The organism is Novosphingobium sp. 1529 (assembly GCF_040544855.1).
GTDB classification, from domain to species: domain Bacteria; phylum Pseudomonadota; class Alphaproteobacteria; order Sphingomonadales; family Sphingomonadaceae; genus Novosphingobium; species Novosphingobium capsulatum.
In genome coordinates this window covers 77,394-98,646 of the sequence record NZ_JBEPKW010000006.1, presented here as the reverse complement: position 1 = coordinate 98,646, position 21,253 = coordinate 77,394, and the positions used below count along the sequence as shown (strand labels likewise).

Genomic DNA, 21,253 nt, shown 5'->3' with positions numbered 1-21,253 from the left:
ACCGACTTGCATTCCATTCCATCGTCATTCCCGCGCAGGCAGGAATCCAGTGGTGACGCCGCGAGATGGATTCCCGCCTGAGCGGGAATGACGAAGTGGGAGGGAGCGCGGGCCGCTCCGTTTTCATGAAATCCACACGAAGCCACTAAGACACGAAGGAGGGATGAAAGCGTCTTTCTTCGTGTCTTCGTGGCTTCGTGTGAAATCATCTTGGTACCAGCCCGCGACTTGGCCGCTGCGTGAGGCCTGAAGAAGAAGCGGGACCCCGGATCAAGTCCGGGGTGACGAGGAATAGGACGGTCGTTTGTGGAATGACCGTCACTGGTGATCCCCCCGCCGGGGAGGACATCACAGCACGTCGAACCCGCTGCCCAGGCCAGCGCGCAGTTTGTCCAGGGCCTGGGCCTTGAGCTGGTGCACGCGCGGGACGGATACTTCCAGCACCTGGGCGATTTCCGCCAGGTTCAGTTCCTCCACGAAATAGAGCTGGATCACCAGTTGCAACCGCTCGGGCAGTGCGGCGATGGCCTTGGCTACCAGTTGGCGGCTTTCGCTGTCGGCCAGCTGGGCAAAGGCATCGGGGCGATCGTCGGCAAAGGCGCTGTCGCTGTCGGAATAGGCATCGTCGATCGCCTCTATCCGTACCGGCTCGCTCGCCGCGCGCAGGTCGGCCAGTTCGGTGTCGGTCAGCCCCAGGGCGCGGGCCAGTTCGGGCTCGCTGGGCATGCGGCCCAGTTCCATGGTCAGCTGGTTGGTCTTTTCGCGCAAGGTGCGCCGCCGATCGGACGAGGTGCGCGAAAGCGGCATGGTGCGCCGCACCAGATCCACCATCGCCCCGCGCACCCGCAGCTTGGCATAGGCGGCAAAGCCATCTTCGGTGGGGCCGGAATGCTTTTGCGCGCATTCGGTCAGCGCCACCAGGCCCGCCTGGACCAGATCATCGACATCCACCCCGGAATGGCCGGACCCGTGCACGTGCCAGGCCAAGCGGCGCACCATCGGCAGGAACCGGCGAATGCGATCGGCGGTATCGTCACGATAGGCACGCGAGGCGGCAAAGCTGCGGTGATCGTGTTTCATGGAGTCTCGTTTTCTTTTTTGAAGACCAGGAAGAGGCAGGAGCGGGCGCCGCGATCACGCCGCCAGGGCGGGCTGGAGCGGCGGCGGCAGCTGCGGCGGCCCGGTCGGCGTCTCCTCGCCGATCACGGCCACCACCTCGATCGGCTGCGTCGGTGGCAGTTCGGCGATCGACAGCACCACGCAACCCGGCGCCCGCTGCCGCATCAGCGCAGCCAAGGCCCGTCGCGCGCGCGGCTGCACGATCAGCGCGGGTGCGATCGCGCCGGGGCCGCGCTGGGTGACAATGGCGTTGACCCGTTCGCCGATAGTGCGCGCCAGGTCTGGCTCGATCACCGGCTGGCCGGTGACCGGATCGTGCATTCCGCCCACGATCATCCCTTCAAGCTGACCCGACAGCGTGAGCACGGGCAGCCGTTCGGTGGGGCCACAGACCCGCGCGACGATCAGCCCGCCCAGCTCGGCCCGCAGCAGATCGACCAGCTTGTCATGGTCGGTGGTCTGCAGCACGGCCTGGCTCAGCGCCGCCAGGATCGGCATGGGATGGGCGATGGTCACCCCGTCTTCGAGCAGGGCGTGGAACAGGCGGGTGAGCGCGGCAAGCGAGAGCGGCTGCGGATGCAGCGTTTCGATAAGGCCAGGCGCGCGATCGCGCACCGCGTCGAGAATGGCGCGCACTTCATCTGGGCCGAGCAGTAGTTGTGGCCGTTCACCCAGCAACTGGTTGAGGTGCGTGGCAATCACCGTGCTGGCGTCGACCGTGAGGAAGCCTTCGGCGATGGCCTGATCGCGCAAGTGGTTCTCGATCCACAGCGCCGGGCAGCCAAAGCTGGGGTCGCGCGTCGCCTCGCCAATGAGGCCATGATCGCCGCGCGCCTCGCCGGCATCGATCGCCAGCACGCGATCGGCGCGCACGGTGGCCCCGCCCAGCGGCACCCCGCCCAGCATGATGCGATAATCGTTGGGGCCAAGGTCCAGGCTGTCGCGCACGCGGAACTGCGGCACGACGAAGCCGAAGGCCTGGCTCAACTGCTTGCGCACGCCGGTGATGCGGGTGACCAGCGGCGAACCGCGCCGCTCGTCCACCAGGTGGACCAGGCCATAGCCCAGCTCGATAGTGACCAGCGTGTGGTCGCTGACTTCTTCCAGGGTGATGCGCGCCGGATCGCTGGGCGGCGCTTCGGGTTCGAGCACGGGTTCTGGGCGGCGGGCCCGCTGGCGCAGGGCCCACCACAGCCAGCCGGCCCCGGCCGCGGCGGGCAGGAAAACCGATTGCGGCATGGCGGGAATGGCGCCGATCGCGCCCAGGATCACCGCCACCGGCAGCCAGGTGGCGGGATTGGCGAACTGGTGGCCGATCTGGCCGGCCAGATCGCGCGTATCGGCCACGCGGGTGACAATCACTGCCGCCGCGATCGACAGCAGCAGCGAGGGCACCTGCGCCACGAGCGCATCGCCCACCGCCAGGGTGATATAGCGCTGCGCCGCCTCGCCAGCGCTCAACCCGTGGGTGATCATCCCCAGGCAGAAGCCGGCAATGATATTGACGCCCAGGATCAGCAGCGCGGCAATGGCATCGCCTTTGACGAACTTGCTGGCGCCGTCCATCGCGCCATAGAAATCGGCCTCGGTCGCCACTTCGCGGCGGCGGGACTTGGCTTCATCGGCGCTCATCAGCCCGGCGGCAAGATCGGCATCGATCGCCATCTGCTTGCCCGGCAAGGCATCGAGGGTGAAGCGCGCCGACACTTCTGACACACGGCCCGCGCCCTTGGTCACCACCACCAGGTTGATGATCATCAGGATCATGAACACGAACAGGCCAACGGCGAAATTGCCGCCGACCAGGAACGCGCCGAAGGCCTCGATCACGTGGCCAGCGGCGGCCTCGCCCTCGTGGCCGCGCACCAGCACGATGCGGGTGGACGCAACGTTGAGCGCCAGGCGCAGCAGCGTGGCAAACAGCAGGACCGAGGGGAACGAGCTGAAGTCGAGGGGCTTTTCGGCATTCATCGCGGCCATCAGGATCGCCACCGACAGCGCGATGTTGACCACGAAAAACACGTCGAGCAGCACCGAAGGGAGCGGCACGATCATCAGCACGATAAGCATGAGGATGCCGGCCGGAAGGGCCATGGCACCGGGCGAGCCAAAACGCTTAAACATGATCGGTTAGAGCCCCATCGCCTTGAGCCGGCCATAGGCACGGGCCACATGATCGCCGCCCGCGCTGCCCGGCGAAGCCAGGGCAAAGGTATCGCGCAGGGTATCGGCCATCGAGGCGCGCGGCGTGGCCGCCTGCCCGCCGGGGCCGCCGGCATTGGCCGCCACCTGCTGAAATTCCTGCGCCATGGGGCCACCGGTTGGCGCCGGCTGCGAGACCGGCGCGCCGGGCAGATCGAGCGCGGAGGGATCGCCATAGGGCATGGCCGCCATCGCCCACGGTCCCGAAAGCGGCGGCAGCGCGCTGCCGCTACCGGCAGCCTCGAGCCGGCTGCGCAAAAGGTCCATCACGCCCGAAAGCGAGCGCGGCGCGCCGCTGGCGGAAAAGAAGATCGCGCGGTTGGCCGCTGCCGCCTTGGGCAACAGGGCGGCCGCGCTGGCATCGGGATCGGCCGCCAGGCCCGCCAGGAAGCGCCCGGCGCCATCGGCACCAAGGAAATGAGCAAGATAGAGTTCGGCATTGTCGGGATCGCGGCCCAGCGTGGTGGAGAGCGCCACGCGGTTGTCGTTGGCCAGGTCTCCGGCCAGAAGGGCAGACAGCTGGGGGTCATGGCGCATGGCCAAGAGGCGGCTGCGCAGCGCGGGATCGCTGGCGGCACTGCCCACGGCATCGCCGGCCCAATCCAGCCCATGATCGGCGCCGTGGCGCGCCAGGGTACCGAGCCAGGTCTGCCCGGTAAACTGGTACAGCCCGGTCGCGCTGGAGGTGCGGGCGCGGGCATGGGGATCAAGCCCGGATTCGAGCCGCGCCTGCGCGAGCAGATAGCCAAAGTCCACGCCGGTGGCATTGGCCGCGCGCGCAATGGCGGCGTGCACCGCACCGCCCTGGGGTGCGCTGCCGCCCATGATCGCGCCGGTTGCCGGATCGGCAATGCTGCCGGCAGAGTTTTGCACTGAACTCAAGGCCCACATCCTTGTGCTTGCAGCGAAAGCCAGACGATGGCGCGCCGCGACAAGGATGGTTTAGCAAGGGTTGTGCCAGTTTTTCGAAATCCTGAAAAAGGATTCCGGATTCAGCGCTTTGCCGCGCACAAAAAAGCGCTGCGGGCCGGCCCGGCAAGGGCAGCGGCACGCAGCGCCAGACAAAATTTGCCGGTGGGGATCAGCGCACGCGCGCGGTGCGGGCGTGGTGCGCGCGCACCTGGCCGGCATGGGCGCGATAGAGCGCGGGGGTTCCGGTCAGCGCATCGAGCCGTGCAGCAACATTGGCGGCGATCAGGTTGCGCACACGGCGGTTGGCTTCGTTGAGGCGGCGCGCGGCATCGACCATGCCCCGGCATTCCTCGTCGATCGCCTCGCTCGCCACCGTTTCCAGGCGGCTGCACAAATCCGCCTTGTCGACCGCGCACCCCATGATCGCATCCATGTCGAGGCCAGCCAGCGCCTGGCGTTCTTCATTGAGCACGGCAATCATCTGGCCCAGCGCGCGGGCGAGATCGGTGGGGTGGCAAATCGGTGCGTCAGCAGTCATTGGGGGGTCCTCAGCAGCATGCCGGCGGCAATCATGGCATCGGCGATCCGGGCGGGAATCACCGGGTAATGGCCCTCCGCGATGGCGCGGCGAATCTGGGCGACGCGATCGCTGCTGACCGGCACCTCGCCGGCGCGGGTGGCATCGCTGGTGGCAACAGTGGCAGCGGCGGTGGCCGCGCTGGCCTGGGCAGCAGGCGCGGCCTGGGCTACGGCTGCCGCCGTGGGATCGGTCGCCTGGGGCGGCACATCGGATGCGGCAATCTTGACCTGGACCGCACCAACCGGCCGCGACGGTCCGATTTCGATGTTGGACATGGTCGAGCTCCTCGGGGGTGATGCCGGGAAGAACGGCATCGCGCCGCAGAGTTTAAGACCATGCGGCGGATTTTTGCCGGGTCAATCTGCCTTAGGGAAATTGCAGTGGTGCGCGCCGGTTCACTCGACCGGCACTTCGACCACGCCGGGGCGCACGATGCGCCCGCGCAGGGCATCGGCCTTGGCCCCGGTGCGCACGCGGATCCAGCCGCCCACCGGGCCAGGATCGAGCGCCTCGCCAGCCTGCTCGACCGAAAAGCCATCGCCCACCATGGCGATCGTCACGCCATCGCCGCGCAGCACCGCCGGCGCTGCGGCCGGGCCAGCCGGCGCTTCGGCAACCGTGGCCACTACCGGCACGAACAGGCGCCAGCCGCCGGTGTCGGGGCAGCGCACCAGGATGCTGTCATGCGCCCCGGCGCGCCAACCCAGGGCCAGCGGCGCGGTGCAAGCCACCAGGCGCAAGCGCCGATCAACCGGCTGCGCCGCGCCGCCCGGCACGCCGATGCTGCGGCCGGTGAACTGCGCAACGGCCTGATCGATTGCGGCCATATCGGCAAAGCGCGTGGTTGGCGCCTGCGCCACCTGCGCCCGCGCCACAGGGCCAGTGGCCAGCAGGGCGGCAAGCGTACCGGCAACGACTGCGGCAAGGGGGGCGGCAAAAACAGGCCGGTTGGCGGCAGCGAACATGGCAATTTCCTGAAGCGGGAGGCGTCTTGCCCGCTTTTCAGCAAGAGCCATGCCATTCAACGCTCTTCATCGTAGCCCAGCGTGACGCTGGCGCCCGGCTGCGCGCCAGGTTCCACCACCAGCCGCGCGCTGGCGGCACGTTGACCAGCGCTACGGGCCAGGCTGGCGGCCTGGTCCAAGGCTGCCTCTCGCCCGCCAGGCCCCGTGGCATAGCGCACCACGATCGACAGGCGCAGGCGCGGATCGGCCGCCTGTTCAGCCAGCCATTGCGCCAGCGGCGGAGCGCCAGGCCCATCGCGCCACACGCCCACCGGCTCTGCCTGCAGCGACGGGGCAACGGGCTGAACCGCAGGCGGCGGCGCCGGGGCGCGCAGCGGGGCCGCCTGCGCCCTGACCGCGGGCGAGGCCGGGCCTTCGGCCACGGACAGGGCAGAGGCGCAGATCATGAACAGGATCAGCGCGAGATCGGCCAGGATGGTCTGCCATCCGGTCTGCCCGGGCCGGGTGATCATGCCGTTTCGCGCGGATCGAGGGGTCGCAGCCCCGTATCTGCCGCCATGCCATCGGCGTTTGCCGCCCTGCGTGGCAGGGTGACGCCGTGCGGTGACAGCGGCGTGGCGCGCTGGCGATCGGGGCAGGCTGGCCCCACCTGCTGGGTCAGCCAGGTCATCACGTCGGCGCGGGCTTCCTCTTCGGCCTGCGAGGCGCGCTCTACCGCACGGCCCAGCGGCCCCATGACGATGTGGGCCAGCAGCAGGCCATAGAGCGTGGTCAGGACCGACATGGCGATGGCGCCGATGAAATTGCCGTGGGCCAGGCTTTCCACCTTGAGCTGGCTGAGCGCCACGAGCGTGCCCGCCAGGCCGAACACCGGCGACAGATCGGCCGCCTGCGCCAGGGTGCGTGCCGCTGTGGTGGCGCGGCGCAGGCGCGCGCGGCGCCAGGTTTCATGCTGTTCGACCAGCCCGTCGAGCGAGCGGGTACGCACCAGCGCGCTGGTGGCGGAATCAAATTCGCGATCGGCCAGGCGGCGTGGGTTGGCACGGATCACCCCATCGCGGCGGATCAGCGCCACCTCGTGCGCGAGTTCGGAACGCATCGCCGCGGCATTGAAGCCAGGGCGCAGCAGGCCACCCACGGCGCGCAGGGCGATGAGGCTGTCATGCCAGCCACAGCGCAGCACGGTGCCGACCAGCGTGCCGCCAACAACGATCACGGCCGATTGGGCATCCAGCAGGTGGGTTAAATCCATGGGCCTTGGTCTTTCGCGAAATCCTGGCACGAAGAACGGCAGCGCGCGCGCGGGTTTCAGGGGGGCGGCAGCCCGGCTTGCCGCCTTTCGGCAAAGCCTTGCCGTGCCTGGCGGGGTGGCCTGCAACCGTGGTGCCAGATTCCGGGCCATTGGCGCACTTGGCACGTCCCTTGCTGAACCACCGGCATCATTCGTCTGCCCAAGGAAAGCGAGAGCACCGCCGATGAGCCAGAGTGCACCATCCGACAGCCTGTTCGGCATCCATGGCGCCGCGCTGGAACTGCGCGCCACGCGCCTGGGGCTGCTGTCGTCCAACATCGCCAATGCCGCCACGCCCGGCTACAAGGCGCGCGACATCGATTTCGGGGCCGCGCTCAAGGCGCGCCTGGCCGGTGCCAGCGAAAGCCAGGCCGAAGCCGGCGCAGCGCTCTATCGCGTGCCGGTGATGCCCAGCCTGGATGGCAACACGGTGGAAATGGCCACCGAGCAGACCGCCTTTGCCGAAAACGCGGTGGGCTATTCCGCCACGCTGGAGTTCATCCGGGGGCGCGTGGGCGAAGTGACCCGCGCGCTCAAGGGTGAATGACCATGGCGGGCAACGGCAACACCCCCCTCACCCTGTTCGGCGTGACCGGCCGCGCGATGTCGGCCCAGTTGGTGCGGATGAACGCGGCGGCATCGAACCTGGCCAATGCCGGCAACGTCGCCGGCAGCGAGGCGCAGGCCTATCGCCCACTGCGCCCGGTCTTTGCCGAGGAACTCGATGCGCGGTCCGGCCTCGCCACGGTCAAGGTCCAGGGGGTCTATCGCACCGATACCACCGCCGTGCGCACCCACGATCCCGACAATCCCCTGGCCGATGCCAATGGCGATGTCTGGGCCGCCCCGGTCGATGAAAACGCCGAGATGGTCGAGATGATGGAAGCCAGCCGCCAATACCAGAACGTGGTGGAGGCGATGCAGACCGCCAAACAGCTGATGCTCGATACGATGAGGATGAAGTGACATGACCACCGTTACCTCTACCAGCGCCACGGGCACCGCAGCGGCCCCGGCCAAGACCGGCTGGGCCAGCCTTGGCGCCACCGATTTCCTCAAGATGCTGACCGCGCAGCTGCAGAACCAGGACCCGACCTCGCCGGTGGACAACACCCAGATGGTCGCCCAACTGGCGCAGTTCTCGTCGCTGTCGAACTCCACCGAGATGAACTCAACGCTGAGCGCCATTTCCGACAAGCTCGACAAGCTGAACACGGCCAGCGCGTCAAACGCCGATGTGGCCGCCACGCTCAAGACCATTTCGCAACAGTTGGCCGCGATCGGCGCGGCCCAGGCCGCCGCCGGCACCACTGGCACGACGGCGGCGGGCGCTACCACCGCCGCCTGATCCCTTTCCCCAACCGACAGGAAAACACGCCATGTCGTTCTATACCTCGCTCAACGGCATCAAGAATGCGCAGACCGATCTCAACGTGGTCAGCAACAACATCGCCAACTCGGAAACCAACGGCTTCAAGAAAAGCACGGTAAGCTTTGCCGACGTGGTTGCCGGCACGGCGTTTACCAACCCGCGCCTGATCGAGGGGATCGGCGCCAAGGTTGAAGCGATCACCCAGAACTTCAAGCAGGGCGCGCTCGATTCCACCGGCTCCTCGCTCGACGTGGCGGTAAGCGGCGACGGGTTCTTCACCGTCAAATCGCCCACCACCGGGCAGACGATGTACACCCGCAATGGCGCCTTCCAGATGGACGCAGGCGGTTATGTCACCGACGCGCAGGGCAACCGCGTGCAGATGTATCCCACCGACGCCACGGGCACTGCCACCAGCACGAGCCTGCAGGACACGCTGGTGCCGATCACCAACGCCGCCGGATCGGAATTTGCCGGGATGACCGTTTCGGAAAACGGCAATGTCGCGGCGAGCTATGCCGATGGGTCCAACACCGTGATCGGCAAGATTGGCCTGGCCACCTTCCTCAATCCGCAGGGCCTGCGCCAACAGGGATCGGCCGATTGGACCGCCACCAACCTGTCGGGCACGGCCAACTATGGCGAGCCGACCAATGGCCAGTACGGCAAGCTGATGTCGGGCTATCTCGAACGCTCCAACGTCGAAGTGTCGGACGAGCTGGTGGGCCTGATCGTGGCCCAGCGTGCCTATCAGGCCAACGCCAAGGCGATCGATACCGCCACCCAGGCCACCCAGGCCATTCTCAACCTGCGCAGCTAAGGCTTAAGGGAGGCAAGCGGCCATGGACCGGCTGATCTATACCGCCTATTCCGGCATGACCGGATCAATGGTGCGCGAGCGCGTGATCGCCAGCAACATGGCCAATGCGCAGACCGTGGGCTTTCGCCAGGAAATGCTCAGCGCCACGCCGGTCACGCTCAAAGGCCCCGCGCTGGAAGCCCGCGCGATGACGCAAGGCTATGTCCAGGGTTCAAGCATGAAGCAGGGCGCCACCATGGCGACCAACAACCCGCTCGACGTGGCGTTGAGCGGGGACACCATGCTGGCCGTACAGACGCAGGATGGCAGCGAGGCCTATACCCGGCGCGGCGACCTGACGATCACCACCGATGGCGTGCTGCAGAACGGCGATGGGCGGCCGGTGATCGGCGATGGCGGGCCGATCACCGTACCGACCGGCACGATCGTGACCATCGCGCCCGATGGCACCGTGCTGGCGGGCGACCCGCAGAACCCGTCCACCCCGCCCCAGGCGGTGGCGCGGATCAAGCTGGTTTCCACCCAGGGCAGCCAGGTGGGCAAGGGGCTGGACGGGCTGTTCCGCGTGACGGGGCCGAACAATACCATCGGCACCCTGCCACAGGACGAAGAGGCCCGCCTGACCCCCGGCGCACTGGAGCAATCCAACGTCGATCCCACGCAAGTGCTGGTCGAAATGGTGGAAGCGCAGCGCCTGTTCGACATGCGCACCAAGGTGGCCTCCACCGCGCGCGAGGTGGACGAGAAATCCGCCTCGCTGATGCGCCTCAACACCTGACAATCATTTTCGGAGAGATCCTGCCATGCCCAGTTCCGCCCTTCACGTTGCCCGCACCGGCCTGGAAGCCCAGGACACACGGATGCGGGTGATCGCCAACAACCTGGCGAACGTGAGCACCACCGGCTTCAAGCGCGACCGCGCCAACTTTTCCACGCTGGCCTATCAGGACACGCGCGTGGCCGGGCAGCAGTCTTCCAACGAGACCGCCTATGCCACCGGGCTCAACCTGGGCACCGGCGTGGCGCTGCAGGGCACCGCGCGGATGGAAAGCCAGGGCCAGCTGCAAAGCACCGGCAATGCGCTCGACCTGGCGCTCGACGGTGATGGCTTTTTCCAGGTGACGCTGCCGGGTGGCCAGCTGGCCTATACCCGCGCCGGCAATTTCAGCCGCTCGGCCGACGGCACACTGGTGACCTCGCAAGGCTATCCGCTTCAACCGGCGATCACCGTGCCCGAAGGCGCCAGCGCGATCACCGTGGCGCAGGACGGCACGGTGACCGCCACGCTGCCCGGCGCGACCGAGGCGACCACGCTGGGCCAGATCACCATTGCCAGCTTTGCCAATCCGCAGGGCCTCAAGGCGCTGGGCGACAACTTCCTGGTGGAAACCGGCGCCAGCGGCGCGGCGCAAGTGGGCAATGCCGGCGACGCCGGGCGCGGCCATATCCAGCAGGGATATCTGGAAGCGTCCAACGTCAACGTGGTGGAAGAGCTGGTCGACATGATCGAGTGCCAGCGCGCCTACGAGATCAATTCCAAGATGATCTCGGCGATCGACGAGATGCTCAAGAACGCCAACCAGACGCTGTAAGACCGGAAAGACGCTAAAGCCCATGGACTCTCCGTTCGATCCCCTGTTCGACAAGGCGCTGCATGCCGAGCGCGGCCGTGGGCTTGCCCCGCGGCAGGGCCTGCGCCAGGGCCTGGGCCTGCGCCTGATGGCGATGCTGGTGGTGCCGGCGATGATCACGGCCGGCATGCTGGTGGCGGCCCAGCCGGCCAAGGCGCGCAACCGCCCGGCGGCGGGGTTTGACCCGGCACTGCCGGTCGAAAGCCCGGCCAAGCCCGCCGATGGCAGCATCCTCAACCTGGCCAATGGCTATGCCGGGCTGGTCGAGGGCGCGCGCGCCCATGCCGTGGGCGACAGCCTGGTGATCGTTCTGGCCGAACAGCTGACCACGTCGAAATCGGCAGCGAGCAAGACCGCCAAGTCATCCTCGTTCACGTTTACCCCGCCCAACAAGGGGCCGCTGTCGATCCTGTCGCAGAACGGCATCAACAATTCGGGCGCCAGCGCCTTTTCCGGCCAGGGCAATGCCTCGCAGACCAGCACGCTGGGCGGCGAGGTTTCGGTGACGATCGCCCAGGTACGGCCCAATGGCACCGCGCTGGTCAAGGGCGAAAAGCGCCTGACGCTGAGCCAGGGCCAGGAATGGGTGCAACTGTCGGGCATCGTGCGCCTGGCGGATATCGACACGACCAACCGCATCCAGTCGGGCCAGGTGGCCGATGCGCGGATCACCTATGCCGGCAACGGCGATGTCAGCCGCGCTGCCCGCCAGGGCTGGCTGACCAAGTTCTTCAACCTTGTCAGCCCGTTCTAGGGAACCCTTGATGTCTACCGCTTCTCCCATCGCGTTCGATCTGGCCGCTGCGGCGCTGGCCGGGCTGGCCCTGCGCCCGCTGTGGCGGCGCGGCCTGCTGGCAGTGCGCCCCGGCCTGTGGCTGGTGATGGTGGCCGCAGCGCTGGCCGCGCTGCCGGTGTTGGGCACCGCCGCCCATGCCGAACGGGTGCGCGATCTGGGCGAGTTCCAGGGCGTGCGCTCGAACCAGCTGACCGGCTATGGCATCGTGGTGGGCCTGCCCGGCACGGGTGACGACAACCTGGAATACCTGACCCAGGCGATGCGCGGCGTTTCGGGCCGGCTGGGCGTGCAATTGCCCGCCGGCGTGGCGCCGGGCCTGAAGAATGCAGCGGCGGTGATGATTACGGCCGATCTGCCGGCCTTTTCCAAGCCCGGCCAGCGCATCGACGTGACCGTATCGACGATCGGCAAGGCCAAGTCCTTGCGCGGCGGGGCGCTGGTCTTGGCGCCGCTCTATGGTGCCGATGGGCAGATCTATGCCATGGCGCAGGGCAACCTCGCCGTCGGCGGCCTGGGCATTACCGCCAAGGATGGATCGCAGCTGACCGTCAACGTGCCCACGGTGGGCCGCATTGCCGAAGGCGCCACGGTGGAGCGCGCGGTCGATACCGGGTTTGATCGCAACGAGGTGTTGCGCTGGAACCTGTTCGACGCCGATTTCCTCAACGCCGCCCGCGTGCGCGATGCGATCAACACGCGTTTTCCCGGCACCGCCAGCGTCGAAGACGGCGTGACCGTGGCGCTGCGCCTGCCCAGCGGCAGCGATGCCCGCGCCAGCGCCATGGCCGCGATCGAGGCGATCGAGGTGAGCCCGGCCGAAGCCGCCGCCAAGGTGATCGTCAACAGTCGCACTGGCACGGTGGTGATCAACAGCGCGGTGCGCCTGTCTCCCGCCGCGATCAGCCACGGCAAGCTGGTGATCAAGGTGGACGAAAAACCGCGCGTATCGCAGCCCGGCCCCTTTTCCAACGGCCAGACCGCCGTGGTGCCCAATAGCCAGATCAGCGAGGAGGAACAGGGCAACCACGTGGCGCTGTTCAAGCCCGGTGCCTCGCTCTCTTCGCTGGTCAATGCCCTTAACAAATTGGGGGTTTCGCCGTCCGATCTGGTGGCGATCCTGGAAGCGCTCAAGCAGGCCGGCGCCCTCAAGGCCGAAATGGTGGTGATCTGATGACTTCTGCATCGACAAGCACCGGCGCCGTTTCGGGCGCCGCCGCAGCCGCCACGTCCCCGGCCAGCGGCCCCGATCGCGCCGCGCTGCGCAAGGCCGCGCAGGGTTTCGAAGCGATGTTCCTGCGCCAGATGTTGAGCACCGCGCGCAACACCGATCTGGGCGGCGACGATCTGTTCGGCAAGAAGCAGGACGATACCTTTACCCAGATGCGCGACGAACGCTTTGCCGAGATCGCCGCCAAGGCCGGCACGCTGGGCCTGGCCACGCGGCTGGAAAGCCAGCTGGCCAATGCAGCCGCGCAAGCGTCTGGCGCCCCGACCACTGGCGCCACGGCCAAGACCGGTGGGGGAGCCTGAGCGCCATGACCACCGACCTGCTCTCGATCGCGCGCAGCGCCACCCGCGCCGCCCGCACCCAGCTGGACGTGACGGCCCAGAACATCGCCAATGCCGGCACCGATGGCTATGTGCGGCGCACGGTCTCGACCGAAGAGGTGATGACGCCCGGCTATGTCGCGGGCAACCGCGATGTATCGCTGTCGGGCGTGCGGGTGACCGGGGTTATCCGCAATGCCGATGCCTTTCGCCAGGCCGAGGTGCGCCGCACCGGCGCCGATACCGCGCGCGCCGATAGCGAAGTGGGCGGGCTCACCGATATCCAGTCCGCGCTTGAGGCGCCGGGCGTCTATTCGGCGATCACCGGCTTTGAAACCGCCCTCACGCAACTGGCGCAAAGCCCCACCGATACGCCGCTGCGCGCTTCGGTGATCGCGGCGGCGCAGACCCTGTCCAACAGTTTCAACATCGCCTCAAACCAGCTCGATGCCGTGGCCAAGGGTCAGCAGGGCGGCGCCAGCGATGGCGTGAACCAGATCAACACGATGTCGGCCGAACTGGCCAAGGTCAACGGCCGGCTGGCGCGCATGGCCGATGCCAGCAGCGATCGCACCGGCCTGCTCGACCAGCGCGACGTGCTGCTGGCAAAGCTGGCGGGCTATGCCGATATCGCCACCAGCTTTGCCAGCAATGGCGCGGTTGATGTGACGCTGGGCGGCGCATCGGGCGCGCCGCTGGTGACCGGTGCCACCGCGCAAGCGCTGGCGGTTACCACCGCGGCCGATGGCACCATCGGCTTTTCCGTCAACGGTGGTGCCGTCACCCTGTCGGGCGGCTCGCTGGCCGGGCAGCAGCAGGTGCTGGCCAACCTGGCCGATGTGCATGGCCAGCTCGATACCCTGGCCAAGAGCGTGATCGACACGGTCAACACCGTGCAGGGCAATGGCGCCGCGCTTGATGGATCGACCGGCCCCGCGCTGTTTTCCGGCACGGGCGCGGGCAGCATGCAGCTTGCCACCACCCAGGGCAGCGCGATCGCCACGGCGGCCGCAGGCGCCGCCGCCGGCAGCCGCGACACCACCAACCTAACCGCGCTGCGCAATGCGCTGACCAGCGCCGATCCGGCCGGCACGATGGATACCCTGATCTACCAGGCCTCTGCCACGGTGCAGGCGCGCACCACCACGCGCGATGCGCTCAAGACCATTTCCGATGCGGCCAAGACCGCGCTTTCCGCCCAGGCCGGAGTCGATCTCGACACCGAAGCCATCAACCTGACCCGGTTCCAGCAGGCGTTCCAAGCCTCGGGCCGGGTGATGCAGGTTGCCGGCAACCTGTTCGACACCATCCTCTCGATCAAGTAGGTCGCCCATGTCATCCAGTGTATCGACCACTACGTCCGCGTTCTACGATCGCTCCGCGCTCGATCTCAACGGCTTGCGCACCCAGATGGAGCAGGTGCAGACGCAGATTTCCAGCGGCAACCGGCTGACCGCCTCGTCAGACGATCCGCTCACCGCCTCGCGCCTGCGCAACCTGCAACGCCAGGATGCCATCGCCAAGGTCGATGCCGGCGCGGCCAACCGCGCCACGGCCGATCTCAACCTGACCGATTCGGCCATGACCGAGATGATCAACACGCTGCAGCGCACGCGCCAGCTGGCCAACCAGGCCGCTACCGGCACGCTGTCGAACGAGCAGCGCACCAGCATTGGCCAGGAACTGGCCGAATTGCGCAACAACCTGGTCTCGCTCGCCAATTCGCGTGACAGCGCGGGCAATGCGCTGTTCGGCGGCGATGCGGCGGGCGCGGCCTATAGCGTGGATGCCACCACGGGCGTGGTCAGCTATGTCGGCAGCGGCAGCGCCGGCACGCTGGAGCTGGGCGACGGGCAGAGCGTGAAGCGCAGCCTGACCGGGCCGGAGTTTCTCAATTTCTCGTCGGGCGGCACCAGCAGCGATGTCTTTGCCGCGCTCAAGAGCCTGACCGACGCGATCAGCGCGGGCGGCACCGGCGCGCAGTCTGCCGCCAACAGTGCGCTCACCACGCTAGACGATGCCATGACGGCCGTATCCACCGGGCAGACCGTGGTGGGCGCGCGGCTGTCGTGGATCGATCTCAATACCGAGCGGCAGACCACGATGGGCGAGGCGCGCAGCCAGGACCAGAGCACGCTGGGCGCCACCGACATTCCCACTGCCTATACCCGGTTGCAGGAACTGGCCACGGTGCTGCAGGCCAGCCAGGCCAGCTTCACCAAGATCTCGGGCCTTTCGCTCTTTACCATGATGTCCTGAAAGTGCGCGCGCCCGTGCCGTTCTGCATTGCAGCAACGGCCGGGCGATAGCGCCGGCTTTCACGGTTTATCGACAGGGTCACCGCTTCATGTTTGCTGGTATCGGCATCGTCGTCCTGCTCGCCATGGTCTTTGGCGGCTTCATCATCACCGGTGGCGCAATCGGCCCGGTGGCCGAAGCCATACCCCACGAAATGCTGATCATCGGCGGCGCGGCCCTGGGCGCCACGATCACCGGCAATTCCATGCACGAATTGAAAGGCATCGGCGCGGGCCTGGGCAAAGTGTTCAAGGGCCCCAAGCACAACAAGCAGGACCATGTCGATGCCATCGTGCTCTGTGCCAAGCTGATGAAGATCCTGCGCAGCGATGGCCCGGTGGCGCTGGAAAGCCATGTGGCCGATCCCAAGAGTTCGGCCCTGTTTGCCGAATATCCGCGCATCCTGGCCCATACCGCGCTGGTCTCGCTGATCTGCGATACGCTGACCCTGATCGTCGTGTCTTCCGGCACGCTGGAAGTGCATGCCGTGGAAGACGTGATGGACCACGCGATGAAAACCCATTTCCACGAGCAGGAAGAAGCCCAGCATGCCCTGCAGGGCCTGGCCGATGCCCTGCCCGCGCTGGGCATCGTGGCCGCCGTGCTGGGCGTGGTCAAGACCATGGGCTCGATCGACAAGCCACCCACGGTGCTGGGCGCGATGATCGGTTCGGCCCTGGTCGGCACGTTCATGGGGGTGCTGCTGGCCTATGGCATCGTCGCGCCGCTGGCTGGCCGGCTCAAGCAGGTGCTCGATCAGGATGCGATGATCTATCAGGCGGTCAAGCAGGTGATCGTGTCATCGCTGCACGGCTGGCCGCAGCCGCTGGTGGTGGAAAGCGCGCGTTCGGGCCTGGGCCATGCGTTCCGTCCGGGCCTGTCGGAACTGCTCGACGCGCTGCGCGGCCGCTAAGCGAAAGGGATCGCCATGGCCAAGCCACCCAAAGGCAAGGACGCGCCCAAGCCGATCATCGTCAAGAAGATCACCGTGGTGGCCGGCGGCCATCACGGCGGGGCCTGGAAAGTGGCCTATGCCGATTTCGTGACCGCGATGATGGCGTTCTTCCTGCTGATGTGGCTGCTGGGCGCGACCACCGAAAAGCAGCGCAAGGGCATTGCCGACTATTTCACCCCCACCCTGGTCAAGACGCGCAAGGGCAGCGCCGGTTCTGACGGGCTGCTCGGCGGCTCGTCGCTCACCGATGCCGACAACTATCCCCACCGCGCCGGGCAGACCGGCACGCGCACGATGACCATCCCGCGCGATGCCACCGGCGGCCCCAAGGATGGCGGATCGAAGATGAAGCGCACCCAGGTGATGCAGCAGCGGCTGAAGGAAAAGCTGGATGCCAATGAAAAGCTGCGCCAGCTGGCCAAGCAGGTGCACATGACGATGACGCCCGAGGGCATCCGCATCGACATGCTCGACGATGCGCACTTCTCGATGTTCCGCCTGGGCACCACGATCCTCACGCCCGATGCGCTGGAACTGATCCGGGCGATCGGCCAGGCCATCGCGCCCGAACCCGGCGGCCTGACCGTGCGCGGCCATACCGACGCGCTGCAGTGGAAGCCTGGCGACCCGGCCAACAACTGGTCGCTTTCGGCCGGCCGCGCCGAAGCCACGCGCCAGGCCCTGATGCGCAACGGCGTGGGCGAGGCCCGCTTCCAGCGGATCGAAGGCGTGGCCGACCGCGAACCCCTGGTGCCCGACAGCCCCAACGACCCGAGCAACCGCCGCATGTCGATCCTGCTGCTGGATTGAACCGGTTGCGGTGCCAAGCGCGAGACCGGGCGTGGTGCTTTGTCATGGAGTCACACGAAGCCACGAAGACACTAAGGAAAGACCCTTCTTCGTGTCGTCGTGGCTTCGTGGGGGATTTTCAGGGCAGAGCGGCTTGGATCGAGCGCGACAAGGCAGACTGGCCGATCAAGACCACCCGGCATCGAATGGCTGATGGTAGTGGAGAGTTGCCTTTGCCGCCTTCCAACTTCGTCATTCCCGCGCAGGCCGGAATCCAGTGGCTTCGGGCGATTGAGACCACGCCGAAACTGGATTCCCGCCTGCGCGGGAATGACGAAGAAATGGATTAAAAGTCGGTGGAAACGGACAGGCAGCTTTCGAAGGGCGCGGGCGATAGCTGCCTTCCCAAAAACGATGGTGGAACGGGAAACTTCGGCAGGCTACATCAGCGGGCTGGTGGCTGCATAAGCTCTATCGTGATATGATCAGGGCCTGAAACATAGGTCACCAAAGTTCCCTTGCGGGGACCACCTGCGATTGGCAGCGGGCTACCCTTCGCCTTCCATCCTGCTGCCTCGACGCGGGCCATGGCGGCATGGATATCCTTCACGGTCAGAGCTAGGTGCGCCGCACCGATCGCCCCCGCGCTATCGGGCACCGCCCCGTTCTGGCGTCCCTTTGAATATTGCAACAGTTCGACCACGTAACCGTTTGGCGCCCTGACGATCGCCGTTTTCACACTCGGATCATCGACACCTGTGACTTGATGCAGGAAGTCGCCCCCCATCTCGGCTTGTCGCTCAAGTGTGAAACCGAGCGCTTCCGTCCAAAACCGAATGGCTTCGTCCAAAGACGATACAGCAAAGCCCGTGTGGTCCACGGCGATCACGTTTGTTGCGTCGTTCATTGTTGCACTCTCACCGGGCCGCGCCTGCGCTGTCTGGGCCTGCGCCCCGGCGGCAACTGATGCCAACAGCATGACGAATATGATCCTCATAATGACGCCTTAACGCGTCGGCCTCCTCCCGAGAAGGAACCTTTTTTGAGAGATCGGTGCCCTCCCACGTTCGGGCTGGAAGCCGTTCGGTGCATTCGCTTTCCCAAAATATGTTCCCGATTCCTCTTTTCCGAATGTGCGTCTCAGGCATGAGAAATCGGGACTGATCCGGGCCAACAATCGGCAACTTTCGGGATCGCGAGTTCAAGACCTGATCGACGGGGATTGGGCGATTTCCGCCATTGCCGGGTGATTTCCCGTGAAGTGGCTTGCGCACCCTACCCCTTTTTCCGCCCCGGCTTGGGGGCCAGCCAGATCATCCCGGCCGAGACGAACAGGACGATAGTGCACACCATGAAGACCTGGCGCGTGGCGAGCGTTACCGCCTCGGTCTGCACCAGTTGGCTCAACACCATGCTCGCCTGCGCGGCTGGCAGGCCGGTGTGCGTGGGCGGGTGGATCAGCCCGACCAGTTCGGCACGGTTGTACTTGGTGAAATGTTCCCACAGCGTGGTCGACATCGAGGTGGCAAAGGCGCCGGCCATCGTGCGCATGAAGTTCTGGATGCCCGCGCCCGATGCGGTCTGGTCGGGCCGCACCGAAGCCATCGCCAGCGCGGTGGAACCGACGAAGAAGAACGGCATACCCAGGCCCTGGAGCATCTGCGGAAAGGCGATGGTCCAATAGCCCATGTCGGTTACCCAGCGCGTGCGCAGCCAGGCGACTACGGCCAGCCACAGGATGCCGAACGAGATCAGCCCGCGCGTGTCGACCTTGCCCACGAAACGCGCCACGATCGGCGAAAAGACCACCGCCAGGACACCGACCCAGCCCACCGCCAGGCCTGCCCAGGTGGCGGTGTAGTTGAGGTTGGTTTGCAGGAAGAGCGGGATCAGCACGATAAACGAGAAGAACGCCGCATAGGCCACGCACTGCGTCACCACGGCCACGGTAAACCCGCGGTTGCGGAATACCGACAGGTCGATGATCGGGTGGTCTTCGGTCAATTCCCAGATCAGGAACGAGATGAAGCCAATGATCGCAACCACGGTGAGCGTGATGATGAAGCCACTGGAAAACCAGTCTTCCTCGCGCCCTTTGTCGAGCATGATCTGCAGCGAACCAACCCAAATCACCAACAGCGCAAGACCGACGAAATCGATCGGCGATTTCTGCGTGGGAGTTTCGTACGGCCGCACCAGCCGCCAGGCGACGATCAGCGAGAATGCGGCGAGCGGAATGTTGATGAAGAACAGCCAGTGCCACGACCAGTTGTCGGAAATGAACCCACCGCAGATCGGCCCGGCAATCGGCGCGACCACCACGGTCATCGCCCACAGGCCCAGCGCGGCGCCGCCCTTGTCCTTGGGGAATATGCGCAGCAGCAAGGTCTGCGTCATCGGCATGATCGGGCCGCCGCACAGCCCCTGGCACACGCGGAACGCGATCAGCAGGCTCAGGCTACCGGCCATGCCGCACAGCATCGAAAACAGGCCAAAGCCCAGCAGTGCCATGATGAACACCCGCACCGCACCAAACGTGCGCGCGAGCCAGCCGGTCAACGGCACGCAGATCGCCTCGGCCACGGCATAGGACGTCAGCACCCAGGTGCCCTGCGTGGGCGACACCGCCAGGCTGCCAGCGATATGCGGCACCGACACGTTGGCGATGGTGATATCGAGCAGCACGACGAAGTTCGACAGCGCCAGCGCAAAGCCGCCCAGCGCCAGCTTGGCGCCCTTGAGCGGCGCCGGACCATCGCCAAAGCCCATCGGCGGTCCGCCGGCCATGTCAGTTCTGCCCGGTCTGCGACCGGTCCTTTTCAGGGCGCGTATCGATCGTGGCGTCCATCGACAGGCCGATGCGCAGCGGATGCGCGCCCAACTCGTGCGGATCGAGCGCGACACGCACCGGTAGGCGCTGCACCACCTTGATCCAGTTTCCCGTGGCATTCTGCGCCGGAATCACGGCCAGCGCCGAACCGGTGCCACCGGAAAAGCCCACGACGCGCCCGTGATAGACCACATCATCACCATAGAGATCCGATGTCAGCGTCACCGGCTGGCCGGGACGCACATGGGCCAGTTGGCTTTCCTTGTAGTTGGCGTCGACATAGGCCTGGCTGATCGGCACGATGGTCATCATCGGGCTGCCCACGGCCACGCTTTGCCCCACCTGCACCGTGCGCTGGGTGACAACGCCGCTGACCGGAGCCCGGATCACCGTGCGATCGAGATTGATCCGTGCCTGGTCAAGCCTGGCCTTGGCCGCCAGCACCTGCGGATTGGTTTCCGGCGTGGTGCCGGTGATCAATGCGGCATTGGCCGCCTGCTGGCCATTGGCGGTGCCACGCGCGGCCTGGGCGGCGGCCAGGTTGGCGCGGGCGGCGGCAAGCTGACCTTGCGCAGAAGCATAGGCATTGCGCGCGGTGGTCAGTTCCTCGCCCGACACCGCCCCATCGCCCACCAGCGACTGGCGCCGCTTGAGATCGATCTCGGCGCGTTGGACATCGGCCATGGCCACCTGCACTTGCGCGGTCATGCGGGCGATATCGGCCTGCTTCTCGCCCACCTGGGCCGACAGCGCGGTGCCGGTGGCGATGGTCTGGCGCACCTTGCGCAGCGCGTCGGCATAGTCCGCCTCGGCCGCGGCCAGGGCGATTTTGGCGTCGGTGGGATCGAGTTCCACCAGCACGTCACCCTTGCGGACGACTTGCGTGTTGTTGACCGCCACGCGCCGCACCGGCCCGGCGACCAGCGGCGTTACCTGTGCCACTTCGGCCGCGACATAGGCGTTGTCGGTTTCGACATAGCGCCCGCCTTCGATCCATTCGTAGATGCCGACACCGGCCGCGACCAGCGCCACGACACCAGCAAAGATCAGGAAACCACGCTTGCGCGCGGCCTTGCGCGCATCGGCCTTGCTGGAGGCCTGGTCCGTATCGGGAAAATTGGGTTCAATGTCAGCCATGGGCGGGT

25 protein-coding genes are annotated in these 21,253 nt (G+C 66.7%); 14 read left to right on the top strand and 11 right to left on the bottom strand.

What is annotated here, in order from left to right:
• Positions 1-348 precede the first annotated feature (348 nt).
• The 8 genes from ABIC78_RS13400 to ABIC78_RS13365 all read right to left on the bottom strand — a co-directional run bounded on the left by ABIC78_RS13400 (position 349) and on the right by ABIC78_RS13365 (position 7,030).
• Entirely contained in the window at positions 349-1,080 is a 732-nt protein-coding gene (locus ABIC78_RS13400) for a sigma-70 family RNA polymerase sigma factor (protein ID WP_062787626.1), read from the bottom strand.
• 54 nt (positions 1,081-1,134) lie between these two features.
• Positions 1,135-3,243 carry a flagellar biosynthesis protein FlhA gene (locus ABIC78_RS13395; protein WP_168352485.1) on the bottom strand — a complete coding sequence of 703 codons (2,109 nt, stop codon included), beginning with the start codon at positions 3,241-3,243 and terminating at the stop codon, positions 1,135-1,137.
• Between the two features lie 6 nt (positions 3,244-3,249).
• Positions 3,250-4,194, bottom strand: coding sequence for a lysozyme family protein (locus tag ABIC78_RS13390; protein WP_354490344.1), 945 nt, complete (start codon positions 4,192-4,194; stop codon positions 3,250-3,252).
• Between the two features lie 208 nt (positions 4,195-4,402).
• On the bottom strand, positions 4,403-4,771 hold the full coding sequence (locus ABIC78_RS13385; RefSeq protein WP_022677654.1) for a hypothetical protein: 369 nt from the start codon (positions 4,769-4,771) through the stop codon (positions 4,403-4,405).
• The gene (flgM, locus tag ABIC78_RS13380) at positions 4,768-5,088 is read right to left on the bottom strand and encodes a flagellar biosynthesis anti-sigma factor FlgM (RefSeq protein ID WP_082350217.1); all 321 of its coding nucleotides are present in this window, start codon (positions 5,086-5,088) and stop codon (positions 4,768-4,770) included. The genes ABIC78_RS13385 and flgM overlap by 4 nt, the downstream gene beginning before the upstream one ends.
• Before the next feature lie 120 nt (positions 5,089-5,208).
• On the bottom strand, positions 5,209-5,778 hold the full coding sequence (locus ABIC78_RS13375; protein ID WP_107717012.1) for a flagella basal body P-ring formation protein FlgA: 570 nt from the start codon (positions 5,776-5,778) through the stop codon (positions 5,209-5,211).
• Positions 5,779-5,834: 56 nt separating this feature from the next.
• Positions 5,835-6,290, bottom strand: a complete 456-nt coding sequence (locus ABIC78_RS13370) for a hypothetical protein (protein ID WP_107717013.1) — start codon at positions 6,288-6,290, stop codon at positions 5,835-5,837.
• The gene (locus ABIC78_RS13365) at positions 6,287-7,030 is read right to left on the bottom strand and encodes a MotA/TolQ/ExbB proton channel family protein (RefSeq protein ID WP_354490196.1); all 744 of its coding nucleotides are present in this window, start codon (positions 7,028-7,030) and stop codon (positions 6,287-6,289) included. The genes ABIC78_RS13370 and ABIC78_RS13365 overlap by 4 nt, the downstream gene beginning before the upstream one ends.
• A gap of 223 nt (positions 7,031-7,253) precedes the next feature.
• On the opposite strand from ABIC78_RS13365, the gene flgB reads away from it, so the two are divergent.
• From flgB to ABIC78_RS13295, 14 genes are all read left to right on the top strand, one after another.
• Positions 7,254-7,616 carry a flagellar basal body rod protein FlgB gene (flgB, locus tag ABIC78_RS13360; RefSeq protein WP_107717015.1) on the top strand — a complete coding sequence of 121 codons (363 nt, stop codon included), beginning with the start codon at positions 7,254-7,256 and terminating at the stop codon, positions 7,614-7,616.
• A complete protein-coding gene (flgC, locus tag ABIC78_RS13355) occupies positions 7,613-8,035 on the top strand; it encodes a flagellar basal body rod protein FlgC (RefSeq protein WP_022676874.1) in 423 nt (140 codons plus the stop codon). Before flgB ends, flgC begins: the two co-directional genes overlap by 4 nt.
• A 1-nt stretch (position 8,036) precedes the next feature.
• A complete protein-coding gene (locus ABIC78_RS13350; protein ID WP_354490193.1) occupies positions 8,037-8,417 on the top strand; it encodes a flagellar hook assembly protein FlgD in 381 nt (126 codons plus the stop codon).
• Positions 8,418-8,448: 31 nt separating this feature from the next.
• On the top strand, positions 8,449-9,261 hold the full coding sequence (locus ABIC78_RS13345) for a flagellar hook-basal body protein (protein WP_022676876.1): 813 nt from the start codon (positions 8,449-8,451) through the stop codon (positions 9,259-9,261).
• A 22-nt stretch (positions 9,262-9,283) separates the two neighbouring features.
• Positions 9,284-10,039 carry a flagellar basal body rod protein FlgF gene (locus ABIC78_RS13340; RefSeq protein ID WP_309806220.1) on the top strand — a complete coding sequence of 252 codons (756 nt, stop codon included), beginning with the start codon at positions 9,284-9,286 and terminating at the stop codon, positions 10,037-10,039.
• Positions 10,040-10,064: 25 nt separating this feature from the next.
• Complete coding sequence (flgG, locus tag ABIC78_RS13335) at positions 10,065-10,853, top strand: flagellar basal-body rod protein FlgG (RefSeq protein ID WP_022676878.1); 789 nt, start codon at positions 10,065-10,067, stop codon at positions 10,851-10,853.
• Between the two features lie 22 nt (positions 10,854-10,875).
• Positions 10,876-11,646, top strand: coding sequence for a flagellar basal body L-ring protein FlgH (locus tag ABIC78_RS13330; RefSeq protein ID WP_354490190.1), 771 nt, complete (start codon positions 10,876-10,878; stop codon positions 11,644-11,646).
• Between the two features lie 127 nt (positions 11,647-11,773).
• Positions 11,774-12,859 (top strand): flagellar basal body P-ring protein FlgI, encoded by a 1,086-nt coding sequence (locus tag ABIC78_RS13325; protein WP_354490342.1) that lies wholly within the window; start codon positions 11,774-11,776, stop codon positions 12,857-12,859.
• On the top strand, positions 12,859-13,218 hold the full coding sequence (locus ABIC78_RS13320; RefSeq protein WP_354490188.1) for a rod-binding protein: 360 nt from the start codon (positions 12,859-12,861) through the stop codon (positions 13,216-13,218). Before ABIC78_RS13325 ends, ABIC78_RS13320 begins: the two co-directional genes overlap by 1 nt.
• A gap of 5 nt (positions 13,219-13,223) precedes the next feature.
• Complete coding sequence (gene flgK, locus ABIC78_RS13315) at positions 13,224-14,561, top strand: flagellar hook-associated protein FlgK (RefSeq protein WP_354490186.1); 1,338 nt, start codon at positions 13,224-13,226, stop codon at positions 14,559-14,561.
• A 7-nt stretch (positions 14,562-14,568) separates the two neighbouring features.
• Positions 14,569-15,495 carry a flagellin N-terminal helical domain-containing protein gene (locus tag ABIC78_RS13310; RefSeq protein WP_309806214.1) on the top strand — a complete coding sequence of 309 codons (927 nt, stop codon included), beginning with the start codon at positions 14,569-14,571 and terminating at the stop codon, positions 15,493-15,495.
• 88 nt (positions 15,496-15,583) lie between these two features.
• Entirely contained in the window at positions 15,584-16,447 is an 864-nt protein-coding gene (gene motA / locus ABIC78_RS13305; RefSeq protein WP_022676884.1) for a flagellar motor stator protein MotA, read from the top strand.
• 15 nt (positions 16,448-16,462) lie between these two features.
• A complete protein-coding gene (locus tag ABIC78_RS13300; protein ID WP_054132421.1) occupies positions 16,463-17,299 on the top strand; it encodes a flagellar motor protein MotB in 837 nt (278 codons plus the stop codon).
• Positions 17,300-17,343: 44 nt separating this feature from the next.
• Entirely contained in the window at positions 17,344-17,628 is a 285-nt protein-coding gene (locus tag ABIC78_RS13295; protein WP_354490183.1) for a hypothetical protein, read from the top strand.
• Between the two features lie 95 nt (positions 17,629-17,723).
• On the opposite strand, the gene ABIC78_RS13290 is transcribed toward ABIC78_RS13295, so the two are convergent.
• The 3 genes from ABIC78_RS13290 to ABIC78_RS13280 form a co-directional block, all read right to left on the bottom strand.
• Entirely contained in the window at positions 17,724-18,257 is a 534-nt protein-coding gene (locus tag ABIC78_RS13290) for a VOC family protein (protein ID WP_354490181.1), read from the bottom strand.
• 296 nt (positions 18,258-18,553) lie between these two features.
• A complete protein-coding gene (locus ABIC78_RS13285) occupies positions 18,554-20,065 on the bottom strand; it encodes a DHA2 family efflux MFS transporter permease subunit (RefSeq protein WP_354490179.1) in 1,512 nt (503 codons plus the stop codon).
• Position 20,066: 1 nt separating this feature from the next.
• A complete protein-coding gene (locus ABIC78_RS13280) occupies positions 20,067-21,245 on the bottom strand; it encodes an HlyD family secretion protein (RefSeq protein ID WP_107717020.1) in 1,179 nt (392 codons plus the stop codon).
• Positions 21,246-21,253 lie beyond the last annotated feature (8 nt).

What these genes read in the sequence shown, in the direction of transcription:
- ABIC78_RS13400 (WP_062787626.1), bottom strand. Translation starts at nt 1,080, where the DNA reads ATGAAACACGATCACCGCAGCTTTGCCGCCTCGCGTGCCTATCGTGAC.
- ABIC78_RS13395 (WP_168352485.1), bottom strand. Translation starts at nt 3,243, where the DNA reads ATGTTTAAGCGTTTTGGCTCGCCCGGTGCCATGGCCCTTCCGGCCGGC.
- ABIC78_RS13385 (WP_022677654.1), bottom strand. Translation starts at nt 4,771, where the DNA reads ATGACTGCTGACGCACCGATTTGCCACCCCACCGATCTCGCCCGCGCG.
- flgM (WP_082350217.1), bottom strand. Translation starts at nt 5,088, where the DNA reads ATGTCCAACATCGAAATCGGACCGTCGCGGCCGGTTGGTGCGGTCCAG.
- ABIC78_RS13375 (WP_107717012.1), bottom strand. Translation starts at nt 5,778, where the DNA reads ATGTTCGCTGCCGCCAACCGGCCTGTTTTTGCCGCCCCCCTTGCCGCA.
- ABIC78_RS13370 (WP_107717013.1), bottom strand. Translation starts at nt 6,290, where the DNA reads ATGATCACCCGGCCCGGGCAGACCGGATGGCAGACCATCCTGGCCGAT.
- ABIC78_RS13365 (WP_354490196.1), bottom strand. Translation starts at nt 7,030, where the DNA reads ATGGATTTAACCCACCTGCTGGATGCCCAATCGGCCGTGATCGTTGTT.
- flgB (WP_107717015.1), top strand. Translation starts at nt 7,254, where the DNA reads ATGAGCCAGAGTGCACCATCCGACAGCCTGTTCGGCATCCATGGCGCC.
- flgC (WP_022676874.1), top strand. Translation starts at nt 7,613, where the DNA reads ATGACCATGGCGGGCAACGGCAACACCCCCCTCACCCTGTTCGGCGTG.
- ABIC78_RS13350 (WP_354490193.1), top strand. Translation starts at nt 8,037, where the DNA reads ATGACCACCGTTACCTCTACCAGCGCCACGGGCACCGCAGCGGCCCCG.
- ABIC78_RS13345 (WP_022676876.1), top strand. Translation starts at nt 8,449, where the DNA reads ATGTCGTTCTATACCTCGCTCAACGGCATCAAGAATGCGCAGACCGAT.
- ABIC78_RS13340 (WP_309806220.1), top strand. Translation starts at nt 9,284, where the DNA reads ATGGACCGGCTGATCTATACCGCCTATTCCGGCATGACCGGATCAATG.
- flgG (WP_022676878.1), top strand. Translation starts at nt 10,065, where the DNA reads ATGCCCAGTTCCGCCCTTCACGTTGCCCGCACCGGCCTGGAAGCCCAG.
- ABIC78_RS13330 (WP_354490190.1), top strand. Translation starts at nt 10,876, where the DNA reads ATGGACTCTCCGTTCGATCCCCTGTTCGACAAGGCGCTGCATGCCGAG.
- ABIC78_RS13325 (WP_354490342.1), top strand. Translation starts at nt 11,774, where the DNA reads ATGGTGGCCGCAGCGCTGGCCGCGCTGCCGGTGTTGGGCACCGCCGCC.
- ABIC78_RS13320 (WP_354490188.1), top strand. Translation starts at nt 12,859, where the DNA reads ATGACTTCTGCATCGACAAGCACCGGCGCCGTTTCGGGCGCCGCCGCA.
- flgK (WP_354490186.1), top strand. Translation starts at nt 13,224, where the DNA reads ATGACCACCGACCTGCTCTCGATCGCGCGCAGCGCCACCCGCGCCGCC.
- ABIC78_RS13310 (WP_309806214.1), top strand. Translation starts at nt 14,569, where the DNA reads ATGTCATCCAGTGTATCGACCACTACGTCCGCGTTCTACGATCGCTCC.
- motA (WP_022676884.1), top strand. Translation starts at nt 15,584, where the DNA reads ATGTTTGCTGGTATCGGCATCGTCGTCCTGCTCGCCATGGTCTTTGGC.
- ABIC78_RS13300 (WP_054132421.1), top strand. Translation starts at nt 16,463, where the DNA reads ATGGCCAAGCCACCCAAAGGCAAGGACGCGCCCAAGCCGATCATCGTC.
- ABIC78_RS13295 (WP_354490183.1), top strand. Translation starts at nt 17,344, where the DNA reads ATGGAGTCACACGAAGCCACGAAGACACTAAGGAAAGACCCTTCTTCG.
- ABIC78_RS13290 (WP_354490181.1), bottom strand. Translation starts at nt 18,257, where the DNA reads ATGCTGTTGGCATCAGTTGCCGCCGGGGCGCAGGCCCAGACAGCGCAG.
- ABIC78_RS13285 (WP_354490179.1), bottom strand. Translation starts at nt 20,065, where the DNA reads ATGGCCGGCGGACCGCCGATGGGCTTTGGCGATGGTCCGGCGCCGCTC.
- ABIC78_RS13280 (WP_107717020.1), bottom strand. Translation starts at nt 21,245, where the DNA reads ATGGCTGACATTGAACCCAATTTTCCCGATACGGACCAGGCCTCCAGC.